General features: G+C 73.2%; 28 protein-coding genes. 9 read left to right on the top strand and 19 right to left on the bottom strand.

Annotation, left to right across the window (positions count from 1 at the left end):
• Positions 1-2: 2 nt before the first annotated feature.
• From ACZ619_RS23140 to ACZ619_RS23115, 6 genes are all read right to left on the bottom strand, one after another.
• Complete coding sequence (locus ACZ619_RS23140) at positions 3-923, bottom strand: alpha/beta hydrolase fold domain-containing protein (RefSeq protein ID WP_469601924.1); 921 nt, start codon at positions 921-923, stop codon at positions 3-5.
• Between the two features lie 18 nt (positions 924-941).
• Positions 942-1,913: an amidohydrolase family protein gene (locus ACZ619_RS23135; protein WP_469601921.1), complete on the bottom strand. Its 972-nt coding sequence runs from the start codon at positions 1,911-1,913 to the stop codon at positions 942-944.
• Entirely contained in the window at positions 1,897-2,169 is a 273-nt protein-coding gene (locus ACZ619_RS23130) for a XapX domain-containing protein (protein ID WP_469601918.1), read from the bottom strand. Before ACZ619_RS23130 ends, ACZ619_RS23135 begins: the two co-directional genes overlap by 17 nt.
• Positions 2,166-2,312, bottom strand: coding sequence for a DUF1427 family protein (locus tag ACZ619_RS23125; protein WP_469601915.1), 147 nt, complete (start codon positions 2,310-2,312; stop codon positions 2,166-2,168). The genes ACZ619_RS23130 and ACZ619_RS23125 overlap by 4 nt, the downstream gene beginning before the upstream one ends.
• Positions 2,313-2,317: 5 nt before the next feature.
• Positions 2,318-2,881: a quercetin 2,3-dioxygenase gene (locus ACZ619_RS23120; protein WP_469601912.1), complete on the bottom strand. Its 564-nt coding sequence runs from the start codon at positions 2,879-2,881 to the stop codon at positions 2,318-2,320.
• 103 nt (positions 2,882-2,984) lie between these two features.
• Positions 2,985-3,356, bottom strand: coding sequence for a four-helix bundle copper-binding protein (locus ACZ619_RS23115; RefSeq protein ID WP_469601909.1), 372 nt, complete (start codon positions 3,354-3,356; stop codon positions 2,985-2,987).
• Between the two features lie 203 nt (positions 3,357-3,559).
• Here ACZ619_RS23115 and ACZ619_RS23110 point away from each other — a divergent pair, with 203 nt between their 5' ends.
• A complete protein-coding gene (locus tag ACZ619_RS23110) occupies positions 3,560-3,925 on the top strand; it encodes a DUF6479 family protein (protein ID WP_469601906.1) in 366 nt (121 codons plus the stop codon).
• Between the two features lie 12 nt (positions 3,926-3,937).
• On the opposite strand, the gene ACZ619_RS23105 is transcribed toward ACZ619_RS23110, so the two are convergent.
• From ACZ619_RS23105 to ACZ619_RS23095, 3 genes are all read right to left on the bottom strand, one after another.
• The gene (locus ACZ619_RS23105) at positions 3,938-4,393 is read right to left on the bottom strand and encodes an RpiB/LacA/LacB family sugar-phosphate isomerase (RefSeq protein ID WP_469601903.1); all 456 of its coding nucleotides are present in this window, start codon (positions 4,391-4,393) and stop codon (positions 3,938-3,940) included.
• Between the two features lie 9 nt (positions 4,394-4,402).
• The gene (locus tag ACZ619_RS23100) at positions 4,403-5,557 is read right to left on the bottom strand and encodes an NAD(P)-dependent oxidoreductase (protein WP_469601900.1); all 1,155 of its coding nucleotides are present in this window, start codon (positions 5,555-5,557) and stop codon (positions 4,403-4,405) included.
• 153 nt (positions 5,558-5,710) lie between these two features.
• Entirely contained in the window at positions 5,711-6,067 is a 357-nt protein-coding gene (locus tag ACZ619_RS23095) for a 5-carboxymethyl-2-hydroxymuconate Delta-isomerase (protein ID WP_469601897.1), read from the bottom strand.
• A 466-nt stretch (positions 6,068-6,533) separates the two neighbouring features.
• Here ACZ619_RS23095 and ACZ619_RS23090 point away from each other — a divergent pair, with 466 nt between their 5' ends.
• Positions 6,534-7,859 (top strand): lipase family protein, encoded by a 1,326-nt coding sequence (locus ACZ619_RS23090; RefSeq protein ID WP_469601895.1) that lies wholly within the window; start codon positions 6,534-6,536, stop codon positions 7,857-7,859.
• A 248-nt stretch (positions 7,860-8,107) separates the two neighbouring features.
• Here ACZ619_RS23090 and ACZ619_RS23085 read toward each other — a convergent pair whose 3' ends face one another.
• Complete coding sequence (locus ACZ619_RS23085; protein ID WP_469601892.1) at positions 8,108-8,587, bottom strand: hemerythrin domain-containing protein; 480 nt, start codon at positions 8,585-8,587, stop codon at positions 8,108-8,110.
• Between the two features lie 646 nt (positions 8,588-9,233).
• On the opposite strand from ACZ619_RS23085, the gene ACZ619_RS23080 reads away from it, so the two are divergent.
• From ACZ619_RS23080 to ACZ619_RS23065, 4 genes are all read left to right on the top strand, one after another.
• A complete protein-coding gene (locus ACZ619_RS23080; RefSeq protein ID WP_469601889.1) occupies positions 9,234-11,216 on the top strand; it encodes a PAS domain S-box protein in 1,983 nt (660 codons plus the stop codon).
• Between the two features lie 154 nt (positions 11,217-11,370).
• Entirely contained in the window at positions 11,371-12,144 is a 774-nt protein-coding gene (locus tag ACZ619_RS23075) for an SCO2400 family protein (RefSeq protein WP_469601887.1), read from the top strand.
• Between the two features lie 70 nt (positions 12,145-12,214).
• The gene (locus ACZ619_RS23070) at positions 12,215-12,874 is read left to right on the top strand and encodes an MSMEG_1061 family FMN-dependent PPOX-type flavoprotein (RefSeq protein WP_469601885.1); all 660 of its coding nucleotides are present in this window, start codon (positions 12,215-12,217) and stop codon (positions 12,872-12,874) included.
• A 33-nt stretch (positions 12,875-12,907) separates the two neighbouring features.
• Positions 12,908-13,573 carry a nitroreductase gene (locus ACZ619_RS23065; RefSeq protein ID WP_469601883.1) on the top strand — a complete coding sequence of 222 codons (666 nt, stop codon included), beginning with the start codon at positions 12,908-12,910 and terminating at the stop codon, positions 13,571-13,573.
• A 25-nt stretch (positions 13,574-13,598) separates the two neighbouring features.
• Here ACZ619_RS23065 and ACZ619_RS23060 read toward each other — a convergent pair whose 3' ends face one another.
• Genes ACZ619_RS23060 through ACZ619_RS23035 form a run of 6 tightly spaced genes read right to left on the bottom strand, consistent with a single transcriptional unit; the run spans position 13,599 to position 18,252 of the window.
• The gene (locus tag ACZ619_RS23060; protein ID WP_469601880.1) at positions 13,599-14,642 is read right to left on the bottom strand and encodes an LLM class flavin-dependent oxidoreductase; all 1,044 of its coding nucleotides are present in this window, start codon (positions 14,640-14,642) and stop codon (positions 13,599-13,601) included.
• Positions 14,639-14,857 carry a tautomerase family protein gene (locus ACZ619_RS23055; RefSeq protein ID WP_469601878.1) on the bottom strand — a complete coding sequence of 73 codons (219 nt, stop codon included), beginning with the start codon at positions 14,855-14,857 and terminating at the stop codon, positions 14,639-14,641. Before ACZ619_RS23055 ends, ACZ619_RS23060 begins: the two co-directional genes overlap by 4 nt.
• Positions 14,858-14,868: 11 nt before the next feature.
• Positions 14,869-16,359 carry an aldehyde dehydrogenase gene (locus tag ACZ619_RS23050; RefSeq protein WP_469601875.1) on the bottom strand — a complete coding sequence of 497 codons (1,491 nt, stop codon included), beginning with the start codon at positions 16,357-16,359 and terminating at the stop codon, positions 14,869-14,871.
• On the bottom strand, positions 16,352-17,083 hold the full coding sequence (locus ACZ619_RS23045) for an alpha/beta fold hydrolase (RefSeq protein WP_469601874.1): 732 nt from the start codon (positions 17,081-17,083) through the stop codon (positions 16,352-16,354). Before ACZ619_RS23045 ends, ACZ619_RS23050 begins: the two co-directional genes overlap by 8 nt.
• 6 nt (positions 17,084-17,089) lie before the next feature.
• Positions 17,090-17,641 (bottom strand): amino acid synthesis family protein, encoded by a 552-nt coding sequence (locus tag ACZ619_RS23040; protein ID WP_469601871.1) that lies wholly within the window; start codon positions 17,639-17,641, stop codon positions 17,090-17,092.
• Positions 17,638-18,252 (bottom strand): amino acid synthesis family protein, encoded by a 615-nt coding sequence (locus ACZ619_RS23035; RefSeq protein ID WP_469601869.1) that lies wholly within the window; start codon positions 18,250-18,252, stop codon positions 17,638-17,640. Before ACZ619_RS23035 ends, ACZ619_RS23040 begins: the two co-directional genes overlap by 4 nt.
• A 330-nt stretch (positions 18,253-18,582) precedes the next feature.
• On the opposite strand from ACZ619_RS23035, the gene ACZ619_RS23030 reads away from it, so the two are divergent.
• The 3 genes from ACZ619_RS23030 to ACZ619_RS23020 are packed head-to-tail and all read left to right on the top strand — an operon-like array spanning position 18,583 to position 20,258.
• Positions 18,583-19,008, top strand: a complete 426-nt coding sequence (locus ACZ619_RS23030; protein WP_469601866.1) for an ester cyclase — start codon at positions 18,583-18,585, stop codon at positions 19,006-19,008.
• A gap of 51 nt (positions 19,009-19,059) precedes the next feature.
• A complete protein-coding gene (locus tag ACZ619_RS23025) occupies positions 19,060-19,563 on the top strand; it encodes a flavin reductase family protein (RefSeq protein WP_469601863.1) in 504 nt (167 codons plus the stop codon).
• On the top strand, positions 19,560-20,258 hold the full coding sequence (locus tag ACZ619_RS23020; RefSeq protein ID WP_469601861.1) for a GntR family transcriptional regulator: 699 nt from the start codon (positions 19,560-19,562) through the stop codon (positions 20,256-20,258). The genes ACZ619_RS23025 and ACZ619_RS23020 overlap by 4 nt, the downstream gene beginning before the upstream one ends.
• A gap of 162 nt (positions 20,259-20,420) precedes the next feature.
• Here the strand turns inward: ACZ619_RS23020 and ACZ619_RS23015 are convergent, their stop codons facing one another.
• From ACZ619_RS23015 to ACZ619_RS23005, 3 genes are read right to left on the bottom strand one after another with little or no spacing between them, the layout of a single operon-like run.
• Positions 20,421-20,993, bottom strand: coding sequence for a hypothetical protein (locus ACZ619_RS23015; RefSeq protein ID WP_469601858.1), 573 nt, complete (start codon positions 20,991-20,993; stop codon positions 20,421-20,423).
• Positions 20,990-22,390, bottom strand: coding sequence for a hypothetical protein (locus ACZ619_RS23010; protein WP_469601855.1), 1,401 nt, complete (start codon positions 22,388-22,390; stop codon positions 20,990-20,992). The genes ACZ619_RS23015 and ACZ619_RS23010 overlap by 4 nt, the downstream gene beginning before the upstream one ends.
• Positions 22,387-23,193 carry an ABC transporter ATP-binding protein gene (locus ACZ619_RS23005; RefSeq protein ID WP_469601853.1) on the bottom strand — a complete coding sequence of 269 codons (807 nt, stop codon included), beginning with the start codon at positions 23,191-23,193 and terminating at the stop codon, positions 22,387-22,389. The genes ACZ619_RS23010 and ACZ619_RS23005 overlap by 4 nt, the downstream gene beginning before the upstream one ends.
• Between the last annotated feature and the right edge of the window lie 91 nt (positions 23,194-23,284).

Genomic DNA, 23,284 nt, shown 5'->3' with positions numbered 1-23,284 from the left:
GATTATCCCCTTCCGACGCAGCGCGCGGCGAAGTCGAGGGTCGCGGTGAAGCACCGCTCCACCTCGTCCTCCCCGATCCCCAGCCACAGGTGGTCGGCCCCGGGCACCGGCCGGTGGTCCGCGCGGGCCCCCGCGTCGCGCAGCGCGGTGACGAGCCGCTCGCTCTGCGCGTAGGGCACCAGGCGGTCCTCGGTGCCGTGCAGGACGAGGAAGTCCGGCGCGCCCGCCGTGACGTGCCGGACCGGACTCGCCTCCCGGGCCCGTTCCGGTACGTCGGTGAGGGCGCCCCCGATCAGCAGCGCCTCCGGGGTCCCGGGGTCGGCCGGGTCGAAGGCGCCCGGCGGCTGGTCCTCGGCCAGGCCGGCCAGGTCGGTCGGGGCGTACCAGGTGGCGCAGCCCCGCACCACGAGCCCCTCGGGCCGGTCACCGGGCGTCAGGGCGGCGAGGGCGGCGAGGTGTCCGCCGGCCGACTCGCCCCACAGGACGGTGCGGGCCGTGTCCACGCCGAGGTCGGCGGCCCGGGTGTGCAGCCAGGTCAGCGCGGTGCGCAGGTCGTGGAGCTGGCCGGGGTGGGTGACCTCGCCGGTGAGCCGGTAGTCGGGCGAGGCGACGGCCAACCCCGCGCGCGCCAGGCGGGCGAAGGGGCCGGGGGCCCAGCCCTGGAAGCGGGGCCCGAGGTCGTCGCGCAGGCCCGTGCGCCAGGCGCCGCCGTGCACGAAGACGACGAGCGGCACGGGCCCGGCGGCCTCGGCCGGCAGCCACAGGTCCAGCTCCAGCGGTCTGCTGCCCTCGGGCACGTCGTAGACCGCGGCGCGCAGCAGCCGTACTCCGGGGTCGGGGTGGGCGGCCGGGGGCAGGGGCAGGGTCGCCGGGTCGTACGGGGGCGTCCCGTCGGCGGGGAAGGGCGCGTTCGCCGAGAGCACTGGGGTCTCCGATCCGGGTCAGCGGGCGAGGCGGGGCAGCAGGGCCCTGGCGTTGGCCGTGGTGAGGGCCGGCCAGGTGGTGCCGGGTACCGGGGAGGGCTCGGTGCGCAGGGACTCGGCGTGGGCCCGGGCCGCGGGGGCCGGGGTCCAGCAGTAGTCGCTGCCGTAGAGGAGCCGTTCGGGTTCGACCAGGCCGAGCAGGGCGGGGACCTGCCGGGGGAAGGCGGGGCCGGCCAGGTCGTAGTGGAGCCGCCGCAGTTGGGCGACGGCGTCGGGTGCGTCCGGTCCGGCCCCCATGAACAGCTTCATGAACCCGTTGAGGCGGTCGGCCAGTACGGGCAGCGCGCCGCCGCAGTGCGGCACGATGACCTCGAGTCCGGGGTGGCGTTCCAGCGTTCCGGCGCACAGCAGGTCCGCGACCGTCCGGGCGGTGTCGAAGACGAACTCCACCATGGGGCGGGGGCGGCCGAGCGCGGACCGCTCCCAGCACACCGGTGAGGTGGGGTGCAGGAAGACCACCGCCCGGCGGCGCGCGAGTTCGGCGAAGACCGGCTCCAGTCGCTCGTCACCGAGGTAGACACCGTGGGTGTTCGTCTCCAGGACGACGCCGTCCGCGCCGAGTTCGTCGAAGGCGTGGGCGATCTCCGCGAGGCCGCCCTCGACGTCGGGCAGCGGCAGCGAGGCGAACAGGCCGAAGCGGTCCGGGTGTTCGCGCACCACGCGGGCGCCCTCCTCGTTGACCTCGCGGGCCAGGGCGCGGGCGGCACCGGCGTCGCCGAAGTACACGCCCGGTGAGGACACGGACAGCACGGCGGTGTCGATACCGCTGCGGTCCATGAGTTCCAGGTGTGCCCGCGCCGACCAGGTCGGCCAGCCGGGCATGCCGTCGGGCAGCTCGTGACCGGCCGCGCGGGCCTGGCGGACGTAGGAGTCCGTGACGAAGTGCGCGTGGACGTCGACGAGTCCGGGGCCGTCAGCTTGCGTGTTCATGAGCGGGGTCCTCGTGGGAAGGGGGGCCTGCGGGCGTGCGCCGGCAGATCGTGCCGGGACCGTCCAGCCGGGAGCGGACCGCCGACGCGGCACGCTCCCCGGCGACGATGCCGGCCAGACCGGTGAGCCCGAGCAGGGGCGGGGCGGGCGAGCGGACGTCCAGGGCCCAGTAGACGGCGCCGATGACCAGTCCGGCGGCGAAGGAGAGGGCCGCGGCGCGCAGGAAGGCGAGGGACCTGGCGGAGGCGGCGCTCACAGCGCCGCCAGCAGTGCCTGGCCGGCCAGCATGCCGAGGAGTCCGAAGAGGGCGACCGGGGGCGGTGCCGGGGACTTCACGCGCAGTACGGTGTACAGCGCTCCCACCAGCACGCCCGCCAGGAGCGCTTTCACGTAGGGCACGGCGGTCAGCTCCCGGTGCGCCATTCGTGCCAGGGCAGGAAGCGCACGTCGAACTCCCTGGGCACGGTGGCGAACTTGCTCGGCTCGGGTATGAACGGCCTGGCGGGCATGGTGACTTCGTCGGTCGGCGTGCCCATGGCCTCGAAGAACCGCTCGAAGTTGCCGCCGCCGGGGCCGGCGGCCACGCCGACGATCTGGGAGTGGTGGCGCTCCATGCGGTAGGAGTGCGGGCAGTTCTTCGGCACGAAGCCGAAGTCGCCGGGGGTGAGCAGCTTCTCGTACTGCTCGCCCTCCAGGTCCTCCACGAACAGCCGCACCGCTCCGTGCGTGATGTAGAAGACCTCGTAGGTGTCCGCGTGCGTGTGCGCCGGGATGATGTCGCCCTTGGGTCCGTCGCAGGTGAAGAAGTTGAAGGTGTTCTCGGTCTGCTCGCCGCCGGCGTAGATGGTGAAGAGGTCGCCGAACAGGTGCACCCGGTCCCCCATCCCCTTCTCGATGAAGTAGGGCTTTGCGGGGTCCGGCGGGATGAACGAGCGCGAGCGGTACCTGGTGGCGTACTCGATGGTCATGACTGACCTCCGGTCTCTCTTCGTCGGGAGCTATGTCAGGTTACCTGACATAGACGGAAGGGGAAGTCCCCGCGCACGAGAATCCCGGAACGGCGTCACCGGGTCAGGAAAGGCCCGCCATGAAGTCGGCGCAGGCGGCGGCGCACGCACGGCAGGCGGCGGCCGCCGCGTCGGCGGCTGGGTGGGCGTCGAAGACCCGGGCGCATTCGAGGCAGACGTTCCGGCACCATTCGAGCTGGACGCGCAGACCGGCCTCGTTCCGGCCGCGCTCCTCGGCCAGGGTCCGGCAGGTCGCGTCGCACACCTCGGCGCACATGACGCCCATCCGGCGCGCCCGCTCCCGTTCGGCGTCGCCGTGACCGAGGGCTCCGGCGCGCAGCGCACAGACGCGGGCGCACTCCGCGCAGGCCTGTGCGCACGCGAAGCGGTCCTCCAGGAAGCGGTACAGCTCCTGCTGGGACGTCTGCCGGGTCACGCCGTCCGGGTAGCCGGGCCGGACCGCCCCAAACACCTCGGCACGCACGGATCCCGGCCACCTGGCACGGGGACCCCGACCGCCCGGCACGGCCCCGACCGCCCGGCACGGACTCCGGACACCGCCCGGTGCGCACACCCTGTGTGCGCCCGACGACCGAATGCGTCCGGTTCGTACCGTTCTGGGCGGGGTATCCCCTTGCTATGAGTACGGAATCGATGCAGATGGCCGCCCCGAGCGGCCTGATGAGTATCGCCCTGTTCCTGGTGGCCGTGGCCGTACTGGCGATCCTCGCCGGAGGCTTCTGGCTGGGCAATCGGGTCAAGTACCGCGAGTCGCTCCGGCCGCGCCCCGAGGATCAGCCGCATCTGCCACCCGAGGGCGCGGTGCACGAGATACGCGAGAACCGTGTGTCCGAAGAGGTTCCCGTGACGCCCAAGGGCGGTCGTCCGCTCACCCCGTACGATCTCAGAAACCAGCAGACCAGGCCGAGCGAGTCCACGGACCGGCCGCGCTGGAGCCCGGGCTCCAGCGGCTCGTTCGGCGGCGGCGGGCTGGGCGCCCACTGACCGCGCGGTCGTTCAGCCGCTCCCCCGGCCCGTGTCGAGGCGACCGACACGGGCCACGTTCCCGAGATCCTCGGCGTCCTGGCTCGGCTCGGCCGTGAACCAGGCGTCGAGGATCTCCTTGAGCACGGGCTGCGAGGTCAGGCGCAGACCGAGGGCGAGCACGTTGGCGTCGTTCCAGCGGCGAGCGCCGTCGGCGGTGTAGGCGTCCGTGCACAGGGCCGCGCGCACGCCGGGCACCTTGTTGGCGGCGATCGAGGCACCGGTGCCGGTCCAGCAGCACACCACCGCCTGGTCGGCGGCGCCGGTCGCGACATCACGGGCGGCCGCTTCCGAGCAGACCGCCCACTGCGGGTCGGCCCCTGGTTCCAGGGCACCGTGGGTACGCACGTCGTGGCCCCGGCGGCGCAGCTCCTCGACGAGGAGGCGGGCGACGGGTTCGTCCATGTCGGAGGAGACGGAGATGCGCATGCCCGGAGCCTAGTCGGTGGCCTCTGCCGGTGAGCCGGAGGCCGCTGCGAGCGGGCCGGAGGTCTCTGCCGGTGAGCCGGAGGCCGCTGCGAGCGGGCCGGAGGTCTCTGCCGGTGAGCTGGTGGCCTTTGCCGGTGAACCGGTGGCCTTTGCCGGTGAGCTCGTGGCGGCTGTCCGTGAACTCGTGGCGGCTGCCGACGAGCCGGTGGCCGCTGCCGGTGAACCGGTGGCAACTGCCGGTGAGCTCGTGGCGGCTGCCGGTGCGGTGTCCGTGCGGGTCTCGATCGCGGTGAGCACCGAGGTCATGTCGAGGCGGTCGTTGCCCAGCCGCACGCTCTCGCCGTAGAGCTCGCTGCCGAGGTCGAGCAGGGGCGTGGCGATGCCGGCCGCGCGGGCCGCGTCGGCGATCAGCCGGGTGCCGGCGTAGGCGTCCGCGGTGGCGGCCTGCACGGTGAAGTCGTGGGCGGCGAGCATCGGGACCTTGACCCGGGTGATGCCGCTGCCCAGCTGGCCGGAGTCGATGACGGAACCGAAGATCTCCAGGTCGAGGCCCTGCCGCTGGGCGAAGTGGACGGACTCGGCCAGCGCCGCGACCGTCGTGGTCAGGTACAGGTTGACGGCCAGCTTCATGAGCACCCCGGACCCGGCCGGACCGCAGTGGACGGTCTCCCGGCACATCGGGGCGAGCAGCGGCCGTACCTCCGCGACCGTCTCCGGGTCGCCGCCGAGCATCGCGACGAGTTCGCCCGCCTCGGCCGGCTTGCGGGACCCGGACACCGGCGCCTCGACGAAGCGGCCGCCCGCGGCCCGGATGTCGGCGGCGAGCCCGCGCGCGTACTCCGGTGCCGTCGAGCCCATCGACACGACGGTCCGGTCGGCGACGAGCGTGCGGAAGGCCGGGCCGCCGCGGCCCAGGACGGTGTCCGTGACCGTCTCGTCGAGGAGCATGACGATCACGACACGCGCGCGGGCGAAGACCTCCTCGACGCTTCCCGCGACCACGGCCCCGGCGGCGCGCAGCGCCTCGGTCCGCCCGGCCGAGCGGTTCCAGACGACGAGCGGGGTGCCGGCGCGGGCGAGGTTGAGCGCCATCGGCTGCCCCATCACACCGAGGCCGACGAAGCCGTACCTCGGGGCGTCGGAGTGGTCGGCCGCGTACGTCATCGTCGTGACTCCTGCTCGTCGTACGGACGGAAGGTGAAGACCACCGGCACTGTACGGCGCCGGGGCGACGGAACGCGTGCGGGTGGCCGCGCGCGGCAGGTCAGACGGCGGCCCGTCGGGTGCCGGCGGCCTGCGGTCGTGCGCGGTGGCCGCTCATCCCGTCCCCAGCCGGTAGGAGGCGGACAGGTCGCGCACCTCCACGGAGCAGACGACCGCTTCCGTCACGGCGGCGCGCAGGTGCTTCTCCAGCAGGGCCAGGACGTCCTCGGACAGCCGGGCCTTGACCTCGTCGGAGCGTCCGGGGAGCAGGCCGACCTCGACGTGCGCGAAGAAGGTTCCGCCGTCGGGCCCGTCCTGGAGGTGGACCGCGGCCGCCTCGCGGAACAGCGTCTTGCAGGTGCCGGCCGAGCCACTGCCGTCGAGCACCATCGGGTGGAGTTCCGCCGCGAAGGCCCGCCGGTCGAAGGAGCGGGTGAGCAGCGGGGAGTGGTCGACGGTGATGTACGGCATGGAGCAGGTGCGTCCCCTCGGGCGGTACCGGTCCCGCGGGCGGTGTCCGTCCCTCGAACCGGCCGGGCTGCGGCGGACGCCGACGGCGTGGGCCGGTGCACCGCCGCCGAGGCAGTTGTATCAGCCCACCGTCCCGACCGGCTCGACGGATCCCTCCCGGAGTCCTGACGCCCGTCCGCCGCGGCTCGGGCGAGGTCGCGCTCCGGCACCGGACCTTCACAAGCAACGAGAACCCGCAGGTCAGGGCGCGCGCGTCGACGAAGCGGCAACGATCCGGCACGCAATTAGACAAGCTGTCAAATTACCGAACCGTAACCTCCATACTGCTACCACGAGTAACTTACTCGTGCGTAAAGTTCTGGCGACCCACCCCCCAAGCGGCGTGAGCCGGCCCATGGGACGGCCTTGCTCACCTGCCGCATTCCGCTGTGCACCTCTCTGCCGGCCGCATCACAGGAGGTTCGCCATGCCCGCACGCAGAAGGCTGCTGGCAGCAGCAGTCACCGCTGCCGCCTGCCTCGGCGCCCAGGCACTCTCGTACACCGCCGCCTCGGCGGCGGACGAGGTGGTCTCCCGGGGCGTCACCATCCCCGCGTTCTACAACCCGCCGACCGACCTGCCCTCGGCGAACGGCACCCTGATCCGCACCGAACCCCTCACGCTCGCCCTCAGCCTGCCGGGACTGGACGGCCCGTTGCCCGGGACGGCGACGCGCCTGATGTACAAGTCCACGGACTCCAACGGCCAGCCGGTGGCCGTCACCGGCGCCTACATCGAGCCGAGCGCCAAGTGGCAGGGCGACGGACCACGGCCGCTGGTGGCGCTGGCGCCGGGCACCATGGGCCAGGGCGACCAGTGCGCCGCGTCCCTGGGGCTCGAACACCCGCTGACCATCAACGGCCAGACCACGTCCGTCGGTTACGAGGACCTGGCGGCCTACCGCCTCCTCGCCAAGGGCGTCGCGGTGGTCGTCACGGACTACGTCGGACTCGGCGCGACCGACCGCCTGCACACCTACGTCAACCGCGTCGACGAGGGCCACGCGGTGCTGGACGCGGTCCGGGCCGCCCGAGCGGTCGACGGCGCCTCCGTCACCAGCGCTTCTCCCGTAGGGCTGTTCGGCTACAGCCAGGGCGGCGGAGCGACCGCCGCCGCGGCCGAACTCCAGGCGTCCTACGCCCCCGACGTCACCCTCTCCGGCACCTACGCGGGTGCGCCGCCCGCCGATCTGACCGCGGTCACCGAGGCCATCGACGGCAGCGAACTGGCCGGCGCGCTGGGCTGGTCGCTCAACGGCTTCCTCCAGGCGGACCCCGCGCTGAAGCCCATCGCCGAGGCGCATCTGAACGCCGCCGGAAAGGCCGCCCTCGCCGATCTGTCGACGATGTGCGTCGGGGACGCGCTCTTCGGCTACGGCTACGCGAAGAGCACCAGGTGGACGACCGACGGCGAGTCCATCAGCGACATCATCGCCGGCTCGCCCGAGCTCACGTCGTTCCTGGCCGGCCAGCGCATCGGCACCCTCAAGCCGTCCGGGCCGGTCCGGCTGGCAACGGGCGTCAGCGACAACCTCGTTCCGCACGCCCAGGCCCGGCAGCTCGCCGTCGACTGGTGCGACAAGGGGGGCGACGTGACCTACAAGGCCGTCGTCCTGCCCGACGTCGGCAGCGCGCTCCTGAACCACTTCGCCCCGCTGCTCACCGACCAGGGCGACGCCGTGAACTGGCTGACGGACCGGCTCGCGGGCAAGGCCGCCACCTCCAACTGCTGGAGCATGCCCGTCCAGCCGTGACCGCCGCACCCACGAGGGGCTGCCGGAGCGGTACGTCCGACAGCCCCTTCGGCCGTACGGCGGTCCCGTCTTCCGTACGGCGGTGCCGTCATCGTCCGTCGCGGGCCGGTCACGGCCAGGGCCGGTCGGCCGGCGGGAGCGGCTTCGAGGTCCTCGCGGATCTCCGGCTCGCTCACTGAACCCGCGCCTTCAGGTGGGTAAGAACACCGGGGGCGTCCCGGCGCGGGAGACGGGAGAGTGGGGCCGGCTCAGCGTGGCGGCAGGGGCTGGGCCAGGCCCGTGCCGACCCGGGTGCGGACCTTCTCCACGGTCTCCCACTGCTCGATGTCCAGCAGGGCCAGGGCCGCGGGGAAGACTCGGTCCTGTTCCTCGACGATGTGCGCCCGGAGCAGGGCGAGGGCGTCGACGAGGCGTCGCGGCCAGGTGCGGTCGGCCAGGAAAGGTCCCGACGCCTCGGCCAACACGGCCTCGAATCGGCGGTGTTCGGCCTCCAGGGCGGCGATCTTCTCGGGGGCCTCGGCGGCCAGGGCGGGGAACAGTCCCTGTTCCTCCACCTCGGTGTGCGGGGCGAGCACGGCGGCGATCTCGCGGGCCAGTTCCGCCATGCGGGCCACCTCGCCGATCCGGTGGGCGTCCCGGACCCGGCCGACGAGGTTCACCACCGCCTCGTTCTCCAGGGTCAGTTGGTCGACGGACTCCAGCGCCTGGCAGCCGCAGTACTCGCACATGACCGCTGTTCCCTCTCCTTGCCCATCGGCTTCCATCGGCTTCCAACGGCTTTTCCCGGCTGCTTGCGGCTACTGGCGGCCGCTTGTGGTCAGGGGGCCTGTGTGGCGGGGCGGGTTCCTCTGCCACGGGGTGTGCCGGTGGTGCCCTGCGCCACTGTGCATGTCCGGACCCGCCGTCGGCGTGGGCCGAACGGCCCCTTCGGACGGTCCCGGGGTCCCGGGTTCGCCGCAGCGGGCCGGCCGGTCCGCCGCGGCAGTGCCGGACGGTCTCGCGATCAGGGCCGTTGGGCCCCGGGACTTCGGCGGGCCGGGAGCCTAGCGTTCGTCGCCATGGAGAGCGACGAGGGGGCGCGCCCGCCGGGGCGCGGTCCGGCCGCCGGGCACCTCGCAAGGAGGTGCGCTCCGCCCTCGGCGCCGACCGCACCGGTTTCTGCCCGTGGAGGGTGCGCGTCGACGACGGCATCAGCACCTGGGAGCACCGGGCCACCGGCTGTCCGTCAAACGCACCTCAACGGACAGGTTCGGGCGGGCTCGGCCACGGACGGGCAGGATCGGGCGGTCACGGCCACTAAACGACTTTCCGCTGCCAGACGACCCCAAAAGCGCTGAGATGACGAGAAATCGTCGGCGGGAAGGGGTGGGGGACATGGCCGGCTCCCTCAGAGGTGAACGGACGCGTGCCGTCGTCACGACGGACGCGGAGCGTTGCCCGTGCGGCGGCCCGCCGGTCCCCGGTCCAGGTCAGGGCCCCGGCACCGGTCAGGGCACCGGGGCCGCCGAGGAGCGGTTCCGGGGCCTGCTGGAGGCCGCGCCGGACGCGATGGTCATCGTCGACGGCACGGGCATCATCAAGCTGGTGAACGCGCAGACCGAGGCGCTCTTCGGCTACCGGCGCGAGGAACTCCTCGGCCATCCGGTCGAGTTGCTGATGCCGCACCGGTTCCGCAGCCAGCACACCCTGCACCGGGGCGGCTACTCGGCCAACCGGCAGGTGCGTCCGATGGGCGCCGGTCTCGAACTGCACGGGCTGCGCAAGGACGGCACCGAGTTCCCGGTCGAGATCAGCCTCAGCCCGATGGAGACCGCGGACGGGCTGCTGGTGTCCGCCGCCGTCCGCGACGTCAGCGACCGCAAGGCCGCCGAGGCCCGGATCAACGAGCTCGCCGCCCTCGTCGAGTCCTCCCAGGACGCCATCCTCGCCAAGACCCTGGACGGGTACATCACCTACTGGAACGCGGCGGCCCAGGACCTCTACCACTACACCGCCGAGGAGGCCATCGGCAGGCACGTGTCCATGCTCGCCCCGCCCGAACTCCGCGGCGAGATCAACGCGCTGCTGGACCGGCTGCGCCAGGGCGAGAAGGTCGAGCACTTCGAGACGCTGCGCGTCACCGGCTCCGGCACGCTGCTGGACGTGGACGTCACCCTGTGGCCGACGCGGGACACCCGGGGCAGGGTCGTCGGCGCCTGCGCCATCGTCCGGGACATCAGCGACCGCAAGCGGGCCGAGGCCGAACTCACCGCGCTGTACGAACAGCAGCGGCACATCGCGCTCACCCTCCAGCGCAGCCTGATGGGCACCCCGCCCGCGCTCCCCGGGCTGGCCACCGCCAGCCGCTACCGGCCCGCCACGCAGGGCGCGGGTGTGGGCGGCGACTGGTTCGACCTGATACCGCTGGGCGCCGACCGGGTGGGCGTGCTGATCGGTGACGTGATGGGCCGCGGCCTCGAAGCCGCCGCCGTGATGGGCCAGTTGCGCTCGGCCGCGCACGCGCTGGCCAAGACCGGGATGCAGCCGCACCTGCTGATGCAGGCGCTGGACTCCTGCGTGGCCGACCTCGACGTCCCCGACCAGCTCGTCACCTGCTGCTACCTGATCATCGCCCCCGACTCCGGTACGGTGACGGTCTGTTCGGCCGGCCATCTGCCCACGCTGGTCGTGGACACCGGCGGCGGGGTCGGCATGCTGGAGTCGCCCGTGAACGCCCCGCTGGGGGTGGGCGGCATCCTCTACGAGCAGTCCTCCACGGCCGTCCCGCCCGGGGCGACCCTCGTCCTGTACACGGACGGGCTGATCGAGACGCCGGGCAGCGACATCGAGGGCCGTATCTCCGAACTCACCTTGGTCCTGGAGAAGTTCTTCACCGACACGCCGTCCCTGGAGACCGCGGCCGACCATGTGCTGGCGAGCCTGCTCCCCGACGCCGAGAGCCACAACGACGACGTGACCCTGCTGCTGGCGCAGCTCCCGGCCGCGCCGCTGGCGGCCCTGAGCACCGACCTGCCGGCCTGCCCCGAGTCGGTGCCGAAAGGGAGGGCCTTCCTGCACAAGGCGCTGGTCTCCTGGGACTGTGCGAGCGGTGTGGACGACGCGCTGCTGCTGCTCTCCGAGACCCTGACCAACGCCGTCCAGCACGGCTCGGGCCCCATCAACCTGCATCTGCACCGCACCGCCACCGACCTCACCGTCGAGATCAGCGACCGCAGTCCGCAGCTGCCCCGGCCGCGGCGGGCCGCCGAGGACGAGGAGTCCGGGCGGGGGCTGCTGCTGGTCCGCACGCTCGCCGACAGCTGGGGCGTGCGGCCCACCGACGAGGGGAAGACCACCTGGTTCACCCTCCGGCTGTGAGCACCGCGACCGGCATCTGCGCAGAAGCGCCACACAGGCTGCACACTGCCTGGCCAAAGGCTCGCTACCGTTCTGGCCGTTCGGCCTCACGTGCGAACGAGACCAGGCCGCGGCTCAGGACGCCGTCGGCGCAGCCGAGTCAGGAAGACCGCGGATGGACTACTGCACCTCGTGCCGTCGGCATCTCAACGGTGCCCTGGTGTGCCCGGGATGCGGCGCCTACGCCCCGGACATCGCCCCGCACCCTCATGTGCCGGCCCCCGCCACGGCGGTCACGCCCGCCCGGCCGGACCCGGACGCCCCCGCGGACGAGGCTCCCGAGGACCCGTACGGGCATCCTGGCGACGGCTCGGACGCCGTCGCCGTGCCCGCGCCCGCGGGCCGGGCCGCGCGGCGCCGGCAGCGGGCCCGCTGGAAGCGGAACCAGCGGCGGGCCGTGGTGGCGACCGCGGTCGCGCTGGTCGGCGGCGGCCTGACCGTCGCCTCGCTGGACCGGCAGTCCACGGACCGGACCCAGGCGGCCACGGCCCCGGACACCACCACCATGGGCGTCGCCGACGACCGGGCCACGGAGCCGGCTCCGACGGCGTCCGCGCCGACCGGCCGTCACCGGGCCCCGGCCACCACCCCCGCCGCGCGGCAGGCCGCGGTGAACGCGCCGCACGAACAGGCCGCCGGAACACCCCTGGCCACGCCGGCCTCCCAGCGGCCGGACTCCGTGGCATCGCCCCAGCCCACGGCAACGGCCTCCGCCCAGCCCCAGTCGGCGGCCACGACGTCCGGTACCACCGCGACGGGGACGGCGACCGAGCCCGCGGCCACGGCAACTCCCACGGCCGCCACCGAGACGTCCGCCCCGACGGCGACCCCCTCGGCGTCCGCCGCCTCGCCCTCCGGTCTCTGTCTGCTCGTGCTCTGCATCGACTGACCGCGGTCCGTCCGGGACGGGCCCGCCGCACCCCGCCGGAGCCGCTGACGCGTCCCGCTAGGGTCGGGGCATGACGTCACCTCTCGTGGGCAGTGCCTTCGACTCGCTCCGCCTCGACGCCGTGTCCGACCAGGAGGCGTTGCGCCGGGTCTACGCACTGCCCAACGCCGCGGCAGTGCGCAAGCAGATGACCGAACTCACCGAACAGACCAGGCGGTTGATCGGGTGCTCGTCGCTCGTCCTGGTCGCCAGCTCGGACGCCGACGGCAACTGCGACGTCTCCCCGCGCGGCGGCCCCGCCGGGTTCGTCGCGGTCCTGGACGAACGGACGGTGGCGATCCCGGACGCGACCGGCAACAAGCGTCTGGACACCCTGCGGAACGTCGTCGCCACCGGACGCGCCGGGCTGCTGTTCGTGATCCCGGGACGCACCACGACACTGCGGGTGAACGGCCGGGCCTGTGTCTCCACCCGCCCGGAGCTGCTGTCGCAGCTGACCGCGGTGGGCAAGCCGCCGGCCAGTGCGCTGGTGGTGGGGATCGAGGAGGTGTACCCGCACTGCCCCAAGTCGCTGCTGCGCGGCGGCGCCTGGAAGCCGGAGCAGTGGCCGGCGGCGGACGCCCAGCCGACCTCGGCCGAGGTGACGCTGGCCCAGCTGCGGATGCCGGAGCTGACGATCGCCGACATCGAGCGGTCGGAGGCGGAGTCCCTCAAGTACCGCTACGAGTGACGGGCCGCCCGACGGCCGAGGGGACGAGTGGACGTGGACGTGTACGAAGCGGTGGACAGCCGGCGGGCGGTGCGCGCGTTCAGCGCCGAGCCGGTGCCCCGAGAGGTGCTCGAACGGGTGCTGACGGCGGCGGCACGCGCCCCGTCGAGCGGGAACCTCCAGCCGTGGCACCTGTACGTCGTCACCGGCGAACCGCTGGCCGAGCTGAAGGCGCGTGCGACGGCCAGGGCGCTGGCGGGAGACCCGGGTGACGAGCGGGAGTACCCGATGTACCCGGCCCCGCTGTCCGCGCCGTACCGGGACCGTTTCTCGGCCGCGGCCGCCCAGCGCTACCGGGCGCTGGGGATCGACCGTGACGCCCCGGACCGGCCCGTGCGGATCGCCGCCCTGAACTCGGACGCCTTCGGAGCGCCCGTCGTGCTGTTCTGCTACCTCGACCGGGCGATGGGGCCCGGGCAGTGGGCGGACGCGGGGATGTACCTGCAGACGGTCATGCTGCTGCTCAGGGCGGAAGGGCTGCACAGCTGCCCGCAGGTGATGTGGACGATGTTCCGCGAGAGCGTCGCCCGGACGGTCGGCGCCGACGGCGGTCACGTGCTGCTCTGCGGTGTCGCGGTCGGTCACGAGCAGGAAGGCGTGCCACGGCTGCGGACCGGGCGGGCGGAGCTCACGGAGACCGTGAGCTTCGTCGGAACGTGACCCGCCGGTCCGTGGAGCGCGCCGTCTACTGGAACGCGGGGACGACTTCCTTGATGAACAGCTCCAGCGACCTGCGCTTCTCCTCGTGCGAGAGGCTGGTGTCGATCCAGAAGCTGTACTCGTCGACGCCGAGTTCCTGGTAGGCGCGCAGCCGCTCGACGACCTCGGCGGGGGTGCCGATCATCGCCGTGCGGTGCAGCGACTCCGGCGCGAACTCGGGGCGGCCCTCGAACTTCGACTCCGGGCTGGGGTCGAGGAACCCGTTCACCGGGGTGGCCGCGTTGCCGAACCAGGCGTCGAAGGTCCGGTAGAACCGGCCGATCGCCTCTGCGGCGGGCCGCCACCCCTCGGGCTCGTCGGGCGAGTGGACGTGGGTGTGGCGCAGCACCATCAGTTCGGGGCGCGGCACCTCGGGGTGGTTGGCCACCGCGGTGTCGAACTTGCCCTTCAGGTCGACGACTTCCTCGTCGCCCTTCATCAGCGGGGTGACCATGACGTTACAGCCCTGGGCGACGGCGAAGTCGTGCGAGTCGGGGTCACGGGCGGCGATCCACACGGGCGGGGTCGGCTGCTGAAGAGGCTTGGGCACGCTGGTCGACGTCGGGAACTGCCAGATCTCGCCGTCGTGGGCGTAGTCGCCCTCCCACAACGCCTTCACGGCGGGGACGAGTTCCCGCAGGTGTTTGCCGCCGTCGCGGGCCGAGAGACCGCCCGCGAGCCGGTCGAACTCGAACTGGTAGGCGCCGCGGGCGAGTCCGACCTCCATCCGGCCGTTGCTGATGACGTCGAGCAGCGCGCACTCGCCGGCGGCGCGGATCGGGTTCCAGAACGGGGCGACGATGGTGCCGGCGCCGAGCCGGATGGTCGTGGTGCGGGCGGCCAGGTAGGAGAGGATCGGGAGGGGGCTCGGCGAGATGGTGTACTCCATGGAGTGGTGCTCGCCGATCCATACGGTGCCGAAGCCGCCGGCCTCCGCCATGAGGGTCAACTCGGTGAGATTCTCGAAGAGTTCGCGGTGGCTGACCTCTTCGTCCCAGCGCTCCATGTGGACGAACAACGAAAACCTCATGACTGCTCCTCGTCTTGCGGGCCGGCCGCGTCCATCTCGGTGAGGGTGATGTCCCCGGTGGCCCAGTGGGACCGGGGGACCTCGTGGACGACGACCCTGATGTGCTCGGGCTTGGTGTTCGTGGTGCGCAGGACCGCGGCGTGCACTTCGTGCAGCAGGGCCCGGATCTGCTCCGGGGTGCGGCCCTCGGCGAGGGTGATGTCGACCTGTGGCATGTCGGCTCCGGTCAGCTCCGCATGGTGAACGGGTCGGCCACCGGCTCCTCGCTGGTGTTGATCCACACGCTCTTGAGGCGCGTGTACTCCTTGACGGTCTCGGTGCCGTGCTCGACGCCGACGCCGCTGGACTTGAAGCCCTGCCGCGGCGACATCGGGGACATGGCGCGGTAGGTGTTGACCCAGACGGTCCCGGCCTCCAGCCGTGCCGCCATCCGGTGGGCCCGGGCGAGGTTCGTCGTCCAGACGCCGGCCGCGAGGCCGTACTCGGTGTCGTTGGCCAGCCGGACGACCTCCTCCTCGGAGTCGAACGGCATCACGGCCAGCACGGGGCCGAAGATCTCCTCGCGCACGACGCGCATGCCGTTGTCGACGTCCACGAGGATGGTGGGCTCGTAGAAGTAGCCGCCGAGCCCGCCGCCGTCCGTGGCGCGTCCGCCGGTCAGCACCCGGGCGCCCTCGTCGCGGCCGAGGTCGACGTAGCCGGCCACCTTGTCGCGCTGGTCGGCGAAGGCCAGCGGGCCGAGTTCGGTGCCGGCGTCCAGGGGGTCGCCGATACGGATGGTCCTGGCGCGGTCGGCGACCCGCTCCAGCAGTTCGTCGTAGACGGAGCGGTGGGCGAAGACACGGCTGCCCGCGATGCAGGTCTGTCCGGCGGCGGCGAAGATGCCGGCCACGACGCCCATCGCCGCGTTCGCGAGGTCGGCGTCCTCGAACACGATGTTGGGCGACTTGCCGCCGAGTTCGAGGGTGGCGCCGATGAACCGGCCGGCGGCCGTCGCCGCGATGCGGGAGCCCGTGGCGGTGGAGCCGGTGAAGGAGATCTTCGCGAGGCCGCGGTGGTCGACGAGCGCCTGCCCCGCCTCGGCCCCGAACCCGGTGACGACGTTGACCGCGCCGGGCGGGAAGCCCGCCTCCAGGGCGAGTTCGGCGAGCCGGACGACGGTCGCCGAGGTGTGCTCGGACGGCTTGATCACGACGGTGTTGCCGGCGCAGAGGGCCGGGGCCAGCTTGCTGCTGGTCAGCGTGAGCGGGGAGTTCCAGGGCGTGATCGCCCCTACGACGCCCAGCGGCTCCCGGGAGGTGTAGTTCAGCACCTGACGGTCGGAGGTGGGGATGAAGTCGCCGTGGATCTTGTCGGCGAGGCCCGCGTAGTAGTGGTAGTACTCCGGCAGCGTGGCCAGTTGTCCGCGCATCTCGCGCAGCAGTTTGCCGTTGTCGAGCGTCTCCGCGCGGGCCAGTTCCTCGGCGTTCTCGGCGATCAGCTCACCGAGCCGGCGCAGCAGGTGGCCGCGGCGCGTCTGGCTAAGGTCGCGCCAGCGCGGGTCCTCGAAGGCGTCGCGCGCGGCGGTGACGGCCCGGTCGACGTCGGTGGCGTCGCCGCGCGCGGCCCGGTAGAGGACCTCGCGGGTGGCCGGGTTGGTGCTCTCGAAGTACTCGCCCGACGCGGGCTCCGCCCGCTCGCCGCCGATGAAGTGGTGCAGTGTGGTGAGGTCAGACATGTGTACACGCTCCGAGGAAGGTCGTGAGGGCGTCGACCAGCGCCCGGGGGCGCTCGACGGGCAGCATGTGCCGCGCCCCGGGAACCACCACCGCCCGGCAGTCGGGCAGCGCCGCGGCGAGCCGGCGGCTCATCTCGGGGGTGGAGCCCGGGTCGTCCGCCCCGGTCACCGCCAGTGCGGGTACGGCGATGGCGCCCAGGTCCGGGGCGAGTTCCGCGTCCGCCGTGGCGAAGACGCGGTAGCAGCCGAGGAAGGAGGCGACGTCGTTGGCGAGCAGCGTGGCCCAGGTGCGGGCCACCCGGTCGGCGCCGACGTCCGTACCGTCGTACCAGCGGGTCAGGGACGCGGCCGCGCTCGCGGTGAAGTCGCTCTCCGCGGTGCGCAGCCGGGCGAGGACGGCGGCCCGCTCCTCGGCCGTCCGCGCGCACACCGAGCTGACCGAGGTCAGGGTGGCCGCCAGTTCGGGCCGGTGCAGCGCCAGGTGCTGGGCGATCAGCGCGCCCAGGGAGAACCCGACCAGGTGCGAGCCGGCCGGGATCCCGCCGGCGACCCCGTCGGCGAGGTCGGCGAGGGTCACGCCGTCGCGCACCGGCGGGCGGGTGCCGTGGCCCGGCAGGTCCGGGGTGAGCACGGTGTAGCGGTCGGCGAGGAGCGCGGCGGCCGGCTCCCACATGGTGCGGTCGAGCCCCACGCCGTGCAGCAGGACCACGGTCGGCTTGCTCATGGGCACCTACTGTTCGGTCGTGAGCGGCGCCAGGCGCTGCTGGGGGCGGCCCTGAGCGGCGGCGGCGAGCGCGATGACGATCTCGCCGGGGTGCGGGGCGTCGCTGACGCGGACCTCGAAGCTCTGGTGGTGGGAGCGGATCGTGGCGTCGGTGATGTGCTTCAGCGGGATGTCGAAGACGACACCGGCCGGGCCGCGCTTCTCGACCGCCGGCAGCAGGGTGGTGGCGGCGGCGGCCTTGCGGAAGTGGTCGCCGAACTTCAGGGTGTGGATCAGCGCGGAGCCGTGCTCGATCTCGCCGTCCAGGCCGACGATGGCGGCCTTGCCGTACGCCTCGGCGGGTTCGCCGAGGGCGTCCAGGACCGCGGGGGCGAGCAGCGCGCCGAGGTCGGAGGCGTTCGCCTCGATGCCGGGGCCCAGGTCCTCGACGAAGCCCTGTCCGGCCCAGGGGTTCTCGATCACCGCGGCGACGACCGCGATCCGGGCGGGCCGGGCGAGCTGCCGGCCGCCTTCGCTGTGGATCTCTTCGACGACGGTCACGATCCTGCGGACGCTCATGAGGGAACTACCTCCAGGGTTTCGGTGGTGACGACGGGGTCGGTCAGACGGTCCCCGATCCGGGGGTGCGGGCGCGGCCCCGTCGACGCGGCCGCGACGACGACGATCTCGTCGGCGCGCGGCCCGTCGGAGACCCGGGCGCTGATGGTCTGGTAGTGGCTGCGCGTCGCGGCGTGGGTCTTGTGCCAGAGAGGGACGATCAGCGACTCGCCGGCCTCGGCGCGCGTGTCGGCGAAGCAGATGATCGACTCGCCCTCGAGGAACTCCCGCACGAGGTTGCCGAAGTACGGGGTGTGGATGAGTGCCCCGGCGTGCTCGATCTCGCCGGCCGTGCCGACGATGGCGGCCTTGCCGAACGACTCGATCTCGTCGGCACCGCCCAGCGCGGTGATGAGCCGGCCGGTCAGCAGCTTCGCGAGCGCCGGTGCGATGCGGGCCTGTTCCGGGTTCAGGTCGGTCGCGGGACCGGTGCCCAGCCACGGGTTCCGGATCACCGCGGCGACGCTGGCGCGCCACGCGGGCCGCGCGGGCGCCTCGCCCGCCTCGGTCAGGACGGCGTCCCGGTAGAGCACGAGCTTGCGGAGACCGATGCCGTCGTCAGTGTGTTCCACGCTCTCTTGCATGGCACAGGACCATAGGCACGCACCCGCAAACCGGTCAAGGGTTCCGGCCCGAATGCTCCCCGCACACCACCCAGGCCGCCCCTCCTGCTGTCATCAAATGGCATTTGAGCTGCACATTCCGATGGCCGTCGAAGCCGGTCGGCCAACCGGCCACCGCCGCACCCTTGACGCTCCCACCATGGCGTGACTTACTGCTTCTTGTATGCCAACGCGGGCCGGTTCTCACCCTTCAGGTGGCCGTGCGACCGCAGGGGAGCAGCGAGCGGTTCCGCCTCCCCGTCCTTGCAGAGAAGGCCGGCGACTGTGGAAGAGGAAGAGATGGCGCACACCGACGTTCGTGGGGAACGCATCGCCCAGGTATGGGCCGAGGCCTGGGGACAGGGTGACGTCGACGCGCTCGACGCGCTGCTGAGCCCGGCCTATCTGCGCCACGGGGCGGACCCGCACCCGCAGGACCTCGAAGCGTTCAAGGCGTCGATCGTCTCGACGCGGGCGGCGTTCCCGGACCTGACCACGGTCATCGACGAGGTCGTGGTCGAGGGCGACCGGGCCGCGATCCGCTGGCACAGCAGCGGAACGCACGTGAACTCGTTCCTCGGGGTGCCGCCGACCAAGCGGCGCGTCGACATCAGCGGCGCGACGTTCGCCCGCTTCGAGGCGGACCGGATCGTCGAGGAGCACGTGACCTGGGATCCCCGGGCCCTGCTGGTGGCGCTGGGCATCATCAGCGTGGGGCAGGACTGACGGGGCCGGGCAGGGACAGGACCGACGACCAAGATGACAAGGAGCACCCTCATGACCGCGCTCGCCGCCACCCCCGACCTCGACGTGATGAAGCAGGTGAACCGGCAGTTCGTCACCGGTGTCACGGTCGTGACCGCGATGGACGGGCAGACCCCCAGGGGGCTGGCCGTCAACGCCTTCTCCAGCATCTCGCTCGACCCGCCCACGGTGATGGTCTGCATCCAGCACACCTCGTCCACGCACGACTGCCTGTTCAGCGCGGACCACCTCGCGATCAACATCCTCTCCACCGACCAGCTCGACGTCGTCGGCACGTTCGCGACCAAGGCCGCCGACAAGTTCGCGGACCTGGACTGGGAGAGCGGCCCGTACGGCAGCCCGCTGATCGCCCGGAGCAGCGCGCGGATGGAGGTGCGGATCCGCGAGCGGCTCCGTGCCAGCACCCACACGATCTTCATCTGCCGGGTCGTGCACGCCGAGGTCACCGAGCACCCGCCGATGGTCTACAGCGCGGGCCGGTTCTTCGACGGCGGGGCGCTGGCGTCCCTGGGATGAGGCGCGCGAGGAGCGAACCGGCGAACGGGTCGATGCAGGCCGCGGTGATCGCCGAGATGCGCGGCCGGATCATCAGGGGCGACGCCGGACCCGGCACCGCGCTCTCGGAGGCGGCCCTCGCCGACGAGTTCGGGGTGAGCCGTACGCCGGTGCGCGAGGCCCTCAAGCAGTTGCAGACCGAGGGACTCGTCGAGATCAGGCCGCGCGTCGGGACGTTCGTCACCGTCCCGTCCCGCCGTGAGATGACGGAACTCTTCGAGATGAAGGAGCTGATGGAGGGCGCGGCCGCACGGCTCCTCGCCCAGCGCGGCCGTGTGCCCGAGATCGACGCGCTCGAACGGAACCTGCGCGAGGCCGACGCGGCGGTCGAGCGGGACGACCGCGAGCGGTACGCGGCGCTGGTCCAGGAGTTCCACGACCTGCTCATCGCGGGCTGCGACAACGGCAAGCTGCAGGCCCACTACCGGGTCCTGATGAACCAGCTCGCGTACTCCCGGCTGGTGAACACCTCGCTGAGCCGGCCGGGCCGGGTCGTCCAGTCCGACCGTGAGCACCGTCTGGTCCTGGAACTGGTCCTGGCGAAGGACGGCGACAGCGCCGAGCGCGTCATGCGCGAGCACGTCGGAGCCAGCCGGCGCGCACTGCTGGCGGGCCTGCCCGCAGGCGACCCGGGCCAGGGGTCCGGCCCGGCCTGACCCGCACCGGGCGGCGACGCCGACCGGTCCGTCGAGCCGGACCCGGTGCCCGTCGGACATCGGATCGGGCCTTCGGAGCTGCTGTGCCTCCGGGTGTGGCCGTGCGTGCCGCCGCTTCTCCGGTCCTGGTCCGGCCCGCGTCTCGTGGTCGGCTCCGGGCGGTCAGCGTCTCGGGCCCGCCAGGGCGTAGGCGGTGGTGCCCGCGGCCGTGAGGGCCAGGGACGTCCAGGTGGCCGCCGTGGCGCCGGGCGGCAGCAGCAGCCAGCTCGCCACCCGCGTCGGGGCGGTCGTCGGCGGGGGCGCCAGGAACGCGGCCGAGAGCCAGGCGAAGGGCGGTGTCCAGGCGTACCGGCCGCCCGAGACCGCCGCGCCCAGGGCGGCCAGGCCCATCAGGCCCGCGCTGTCGCGTACGGCGAACGCGGCGGTGGCCATGACCCCGCCCGTCGTCGGCGCCGCCGCCTGCACCGCGGCGACGACCGCGGCGGCCAGCAGCACATGGGCCGCCCGCCGGGGCGCCCAGCGGATCGCGGCCGTCCGGTCCAGCGCCAGGTCCTGACCGCCGAGCCCGATCGAGGCGGCCATCGCCCCGGCGGCGAGGACGAGGACGGGCAGCCGGGGATCACCGGGCCCGCCGCCCGCCCGGGCGAGTGCCCACACCGCCACCGCGCCGATCACCACCGCGGCGAAGGAGGCGGGCACCTGACGGGACCGGGCGTACAGCGTCAGCCACCTCATCGGGACGCGCCGCCCTCGGCGAGGATCTCGAACGGGTCGCCCTCGCAGGAGAGCGCGGCGGCACGCATCGCGTGGATCCGCGCGAGCTGCTCGGCCCGGGGCAGCGACACGAGGCTGCGCCACACCGGGCGGGCCCGGTCCTCGGCCTCGCGGCTCAGCCCCGCCGGTGAGGAGCCGGGGAGCGGTTCGAGGTCCCCGAGGACCCAGGCGGCCGCGACGGTCCGCGCGTAGTCGTCGTTCCCGAAGCCGCCCCAGCCGAGGGGGGTGCACCCCGGCACCATGGCCTTGGCGACGAGGGCCCGGGTCAGCCCGGCGCCCTTCGCGGTGGCGATGATGTCGTCGTCGAAGTCGAAGAGGACGGTCGCGCTGGACCACTTGGGCACGGAGCCCTCGGGTGCCACGGCGGCGTTCTCCCGGACCGAGACCGGCGCCGCGCCGCCCAGCGCCGCGCGCAGTCTGCGCAGCGCCTCCTTCCCGGGCCCCGCCAGGTCGGCGAGCCGCGCCTGCTGGGTCCTCGTCACGCACACCGGGCCGTCGCACACCGGCCGCGCGGCGGCCTCGTCGACGACGTAGATCCGGCGCGGGTCGGAGGGCAGGACGAGCAGGGCGACGACCGCGCCGGCCAGGACGGGGGCCAGGGCCGTCAGCCGGGTGCGCGGGGTCGCGGCGACCAGCAGCGCGAAGCCGGTCGCGGCCATGCCGAGCAGCCAGACCGTCCGTCCGACGTGCACCGGGGTGGAGAGGGTGACCAGTGCGTCGCGCGCCTCCTGCACCGCGGGGGACAGCAGGGAGACCCGGTTCGGCTCCATGGTGGGGAGCCCGCTCGCCGTTGGCGTCGGCGTCCGGCCGAGCGACGTCTGCATGAGGGCCGTGAACACGAAGGCGGCCATGGTCGCCGCGGGCGGGGTGAGCACGGACGGCAGGACCCGGCCGACGCCCATCCCCAGCACCGCCCCGGCCGCGAGGGAGAGCGCCCCCACGAGTGAGATCGGCAGCCATCCGACATGCGTGTAGCGGGTGTTGCCCGCGACCTGGACCCCGCCCGCCAGGACGAGGAGCGCGAACGCGGCGGCCGGGGCGAGCGCCGTGGTGCCCGCCAGCGCGGCCGCGCGGTGGCGGGCGGGCCGTGGTGTGCTCGTCAGCAGCTCGGTCGTCCCGGAGCGGTGGTCGCGCAGCCCCTGCAACGCGCCGAGTCCCACGGCGAGCGGCCACAGGTAGAACAGCAGGGCGCGGGTCCACAGGGCCATGGACGTCCACTGGGCCGTCCACGCGGCGGTGCCCGTCCACCACGATCCGGGGATCAGGTACAGGAACGCCAGCGCGGTCGTCAGGACCACGGCCCCGGCCCACGGGGCGACCGAACGCCTCAACTCGATGCGCAGTACGCGGGAGTTCACCAACTTCCGCTTTCCTGAGCGGGGTTGAGCAGCAGGGCCGAGTAGCCGCGCTCCAGCGGGCTGTCCCCCACGTGTTCGGGCCCGCCCAGCGAGGCCAGTTCGCCGGGCGGGCCGTGGAAGACCAGCCGCCCCTCGGCGAACACCACCACGTCGGTGCAGGCGGCGGCGACGTCCTCCACCAGGTGGGTCGAGACCAGTACGCAGGTGTCCGTGCCCAGCTCCTGGAGCAGCTCGCGGAAGCGCAGCCGCTGCGCCGGGTCCAGGCCGACGGTGGGCTCGTCCAGGAGCAGGATCGCCGGGTCGTTGACGATGGCCTGGGCGATGCCGACCCGGCGCACCATGCCGCCCGACAGGGTCTTCATCCGGTCGTCGGCACGGTCCGCGAGCCCCACCCGCTCCACGGCGCGCTGCACGGCGCCGGGGATGTCCGCCTTCGGCATCTCCTTCAACCAGGCCATGTACTCGACGAACTCGCGCACCGTGAAGCGCCTGTAGTAGCCGAACTCCTGTGGCAGGTAGCCGATCCGGCGGCGCACCGCCCGGTGCTCGCCCCGGCCATGCACGGACGTCCCGAGCAGTTCCAGGCTGCCCTCGGTGGGCCGCAGCACGGTGGCCAGGGTCCGGATGAGGGTGGTCTTGCCCGCGCCGTTGGGGCCGAGGAGTCCGTGGACGCCGGTGCCCAGCGACAGGTCGAGCCCGTCGACGGCCGTACGGTTCCTGCCGACCCCGACCTTCAGCCCGGCGGCCTCGATCTGCCAGGCGTGGGCCGTCGGCGCGAGGTCGGCCGCGTTCACCACGTTCATGCCGTGCTCTTCCTTTCCGGTGATCCGAAGAGACCGAGGGGTCCGAGGGGTCCGAGGGGTCCGAGGGGTCCGAGGGGTCCGAGGGGTCCGA

The sequence above is a fragment of the Streptomyces sp. NPDC104367 genome, from assembly GCF_055583825.1.
The sequence above is the reverse complement of the archived record's forward strand: the minus strand, read 5'-3'. Positions and strand labels throughout refer to the sequence as shown.

What these genes read in the sequence shown, in the direction of transcription:
- ACZ619_RS23070 (WP_469601885.1), top strand. Translation starts at nt 12,215, where the DNA reads ATGACGTCACCTCTCGTGGGCAGTGCCTTCGACTCGCTCCGCCTCGAC.
- ACZ619_RS23040 (WP_469601871.1), bottom strand. Translation starts at nt 17,641, where the DNA reads ATGAGCGTCCGCAGGATCGTGACCGTCGTCGAAGAGATCCACAGCGAA.
- ACZ619_RS23085 (WP_469601892.1), bottom strand. Translation starts at nt 8,587, where the DNA reads ATGTGCGAGTACTGCGGCTGCCAGGCGCTGGAGTCCGTCGACCAACTG.
- ACZ619_RS23105 (WP_469601903.1), bottom strand. Translation starts at nt 4,393, where the DNA reads ATGCGCATCTCCGTCTCCTCCGACATGGACGAACCCGTCGCCCGCCTC.
- ACZ619_RS23060 (WP_469601880.1), bottom strand. Translation starts at nt 14,642, where the DNA reads ATGAGGTTTTCGTTGTTCGTCCACATGGAGCGCTGGGACGAAGAGGTC.
- ACZ619_RS23005 (WP_469601853.1), bottom strand. Translation starts at nt 23,193, where the DNA reads ATGAACGTGGTGAACGCGGCCGACCTCGCGCCGACGGCCCACGCCTGG.
- ACZ619_RS23050 (WP_469601875.1), bottom strand. Translation starts at nt 16,359, where the DNA reads ATGTCTGACCTCACCACACTGCACCACTTCATCGGCGGCGAGCGGGCG.
- ACZ619_RS23110 (WP_469601906.1), top strand. Translation starts at nt 3,560, where the DNA reads ATGAGTACGGAATCGATGCAGATGGCCGCCCCGAGCGGCCTGATGAGT.
- ACZ619_RS23015 (WP_469601858.1), bottom strand. Translation starts at nt 20,993, where the DNA reads ATGAGGTGGCTGACGCTGTACGCCCGGTCCCGTCAGGTGCCCGCCTCC.
- ACZ619_RS23030 (WP_469601866.1), top strand. Translation starts at nt 18,583, where the DNA reads ATGGCGCACACCGACGTTCGTGGGGAACGCATCGCCCAGGTATGGGCC.
- ACZ619_RS23075 (WP_469601887.1), top strand. Translation starts at nt 11,371, where the DNA reads ATGGACTACTGCACCTCGTGCCGTCGGCATCTCAACGGTGCCCTGGTG.
- ACZ619_RS23100 (WP_469601900.1), bottom strand. Translation starts at nt 5,557, where the DNA reads ATGACGTACGCGGCCGACCACTCCGACGCCCCGAGGTACGGCTTCGTC.
- ACZ619_RS23090 (WP_469601895.1), top strand. Translation starts at nt 6,534, where the DNA reads ATGCCCGCACGCAGAAGGCTGCTGGCAGCAGCAGTCACCGCTGCCGCC.
- ACZ619_RS23025 (WP_469601863.1), top strand. Translation starts at nt 19,060, where the DNA reads ATGACCGCGCTCGCCGCCACCCCCGACCTCGACGTGATGAAGCAGGTG.
- ACZ619_RS23120 (WP_469601912.1), bottom strand. Translation starts at nt 2,881, where the DNA reads ATGACCATCGAGTACGCCACCAGGTACCGCTCGCGCTCGTTCATCCCG.
- ACZ619_RS23080 (WP_469601889.1), top strand. Translation starts at nt 9,234, where the DNA reads ATGGCCGGCTCCCTCAGAGGTGAACGGACGCGTGCCGTCGTCACGACG.
- ACZ619_RS23055 (WP_469601878.1), bottom strand. Translation starts at nt 14,857, where the DNA reads ATGCCACAGGTCGACATCACCCTCGCCGAGGGCCGCACCCCGGAGCAG.
- ACZ619_RS23135 (WP_469601921.1), bottom strand. Translation starts at nt 1,913, where the DNA reads ATGAACACGCAAGCTGACGGCCCCGGACTCGTCGACGTCCACGCGCAC.
- ACZ619_RS23095 (WP_469601897.1), bottom strand. Translation starts at nt 6,067, where the DNA reads ATGCCGTACATCACCGTCGACCACTCCCCGCTGCTCACCCGCTCCTTC.
- ACZ619_RS23020 (WP_469601861.1), top strand. Translation starts at nt 19,560, where the DNA reads ATGAGGCGCGCGAGGAGCGAACCGGCGAACGGGTCGATGCAGGCCGCG.
- ACZ619_RS23045 (WP_469601874.1), bottom strand. Translation starts at nt 17,083, where the DNA reads ATGAGCAAGCCGACCGTGGTCCTGCTGCACGGCGTGGGGCTCGACCGC.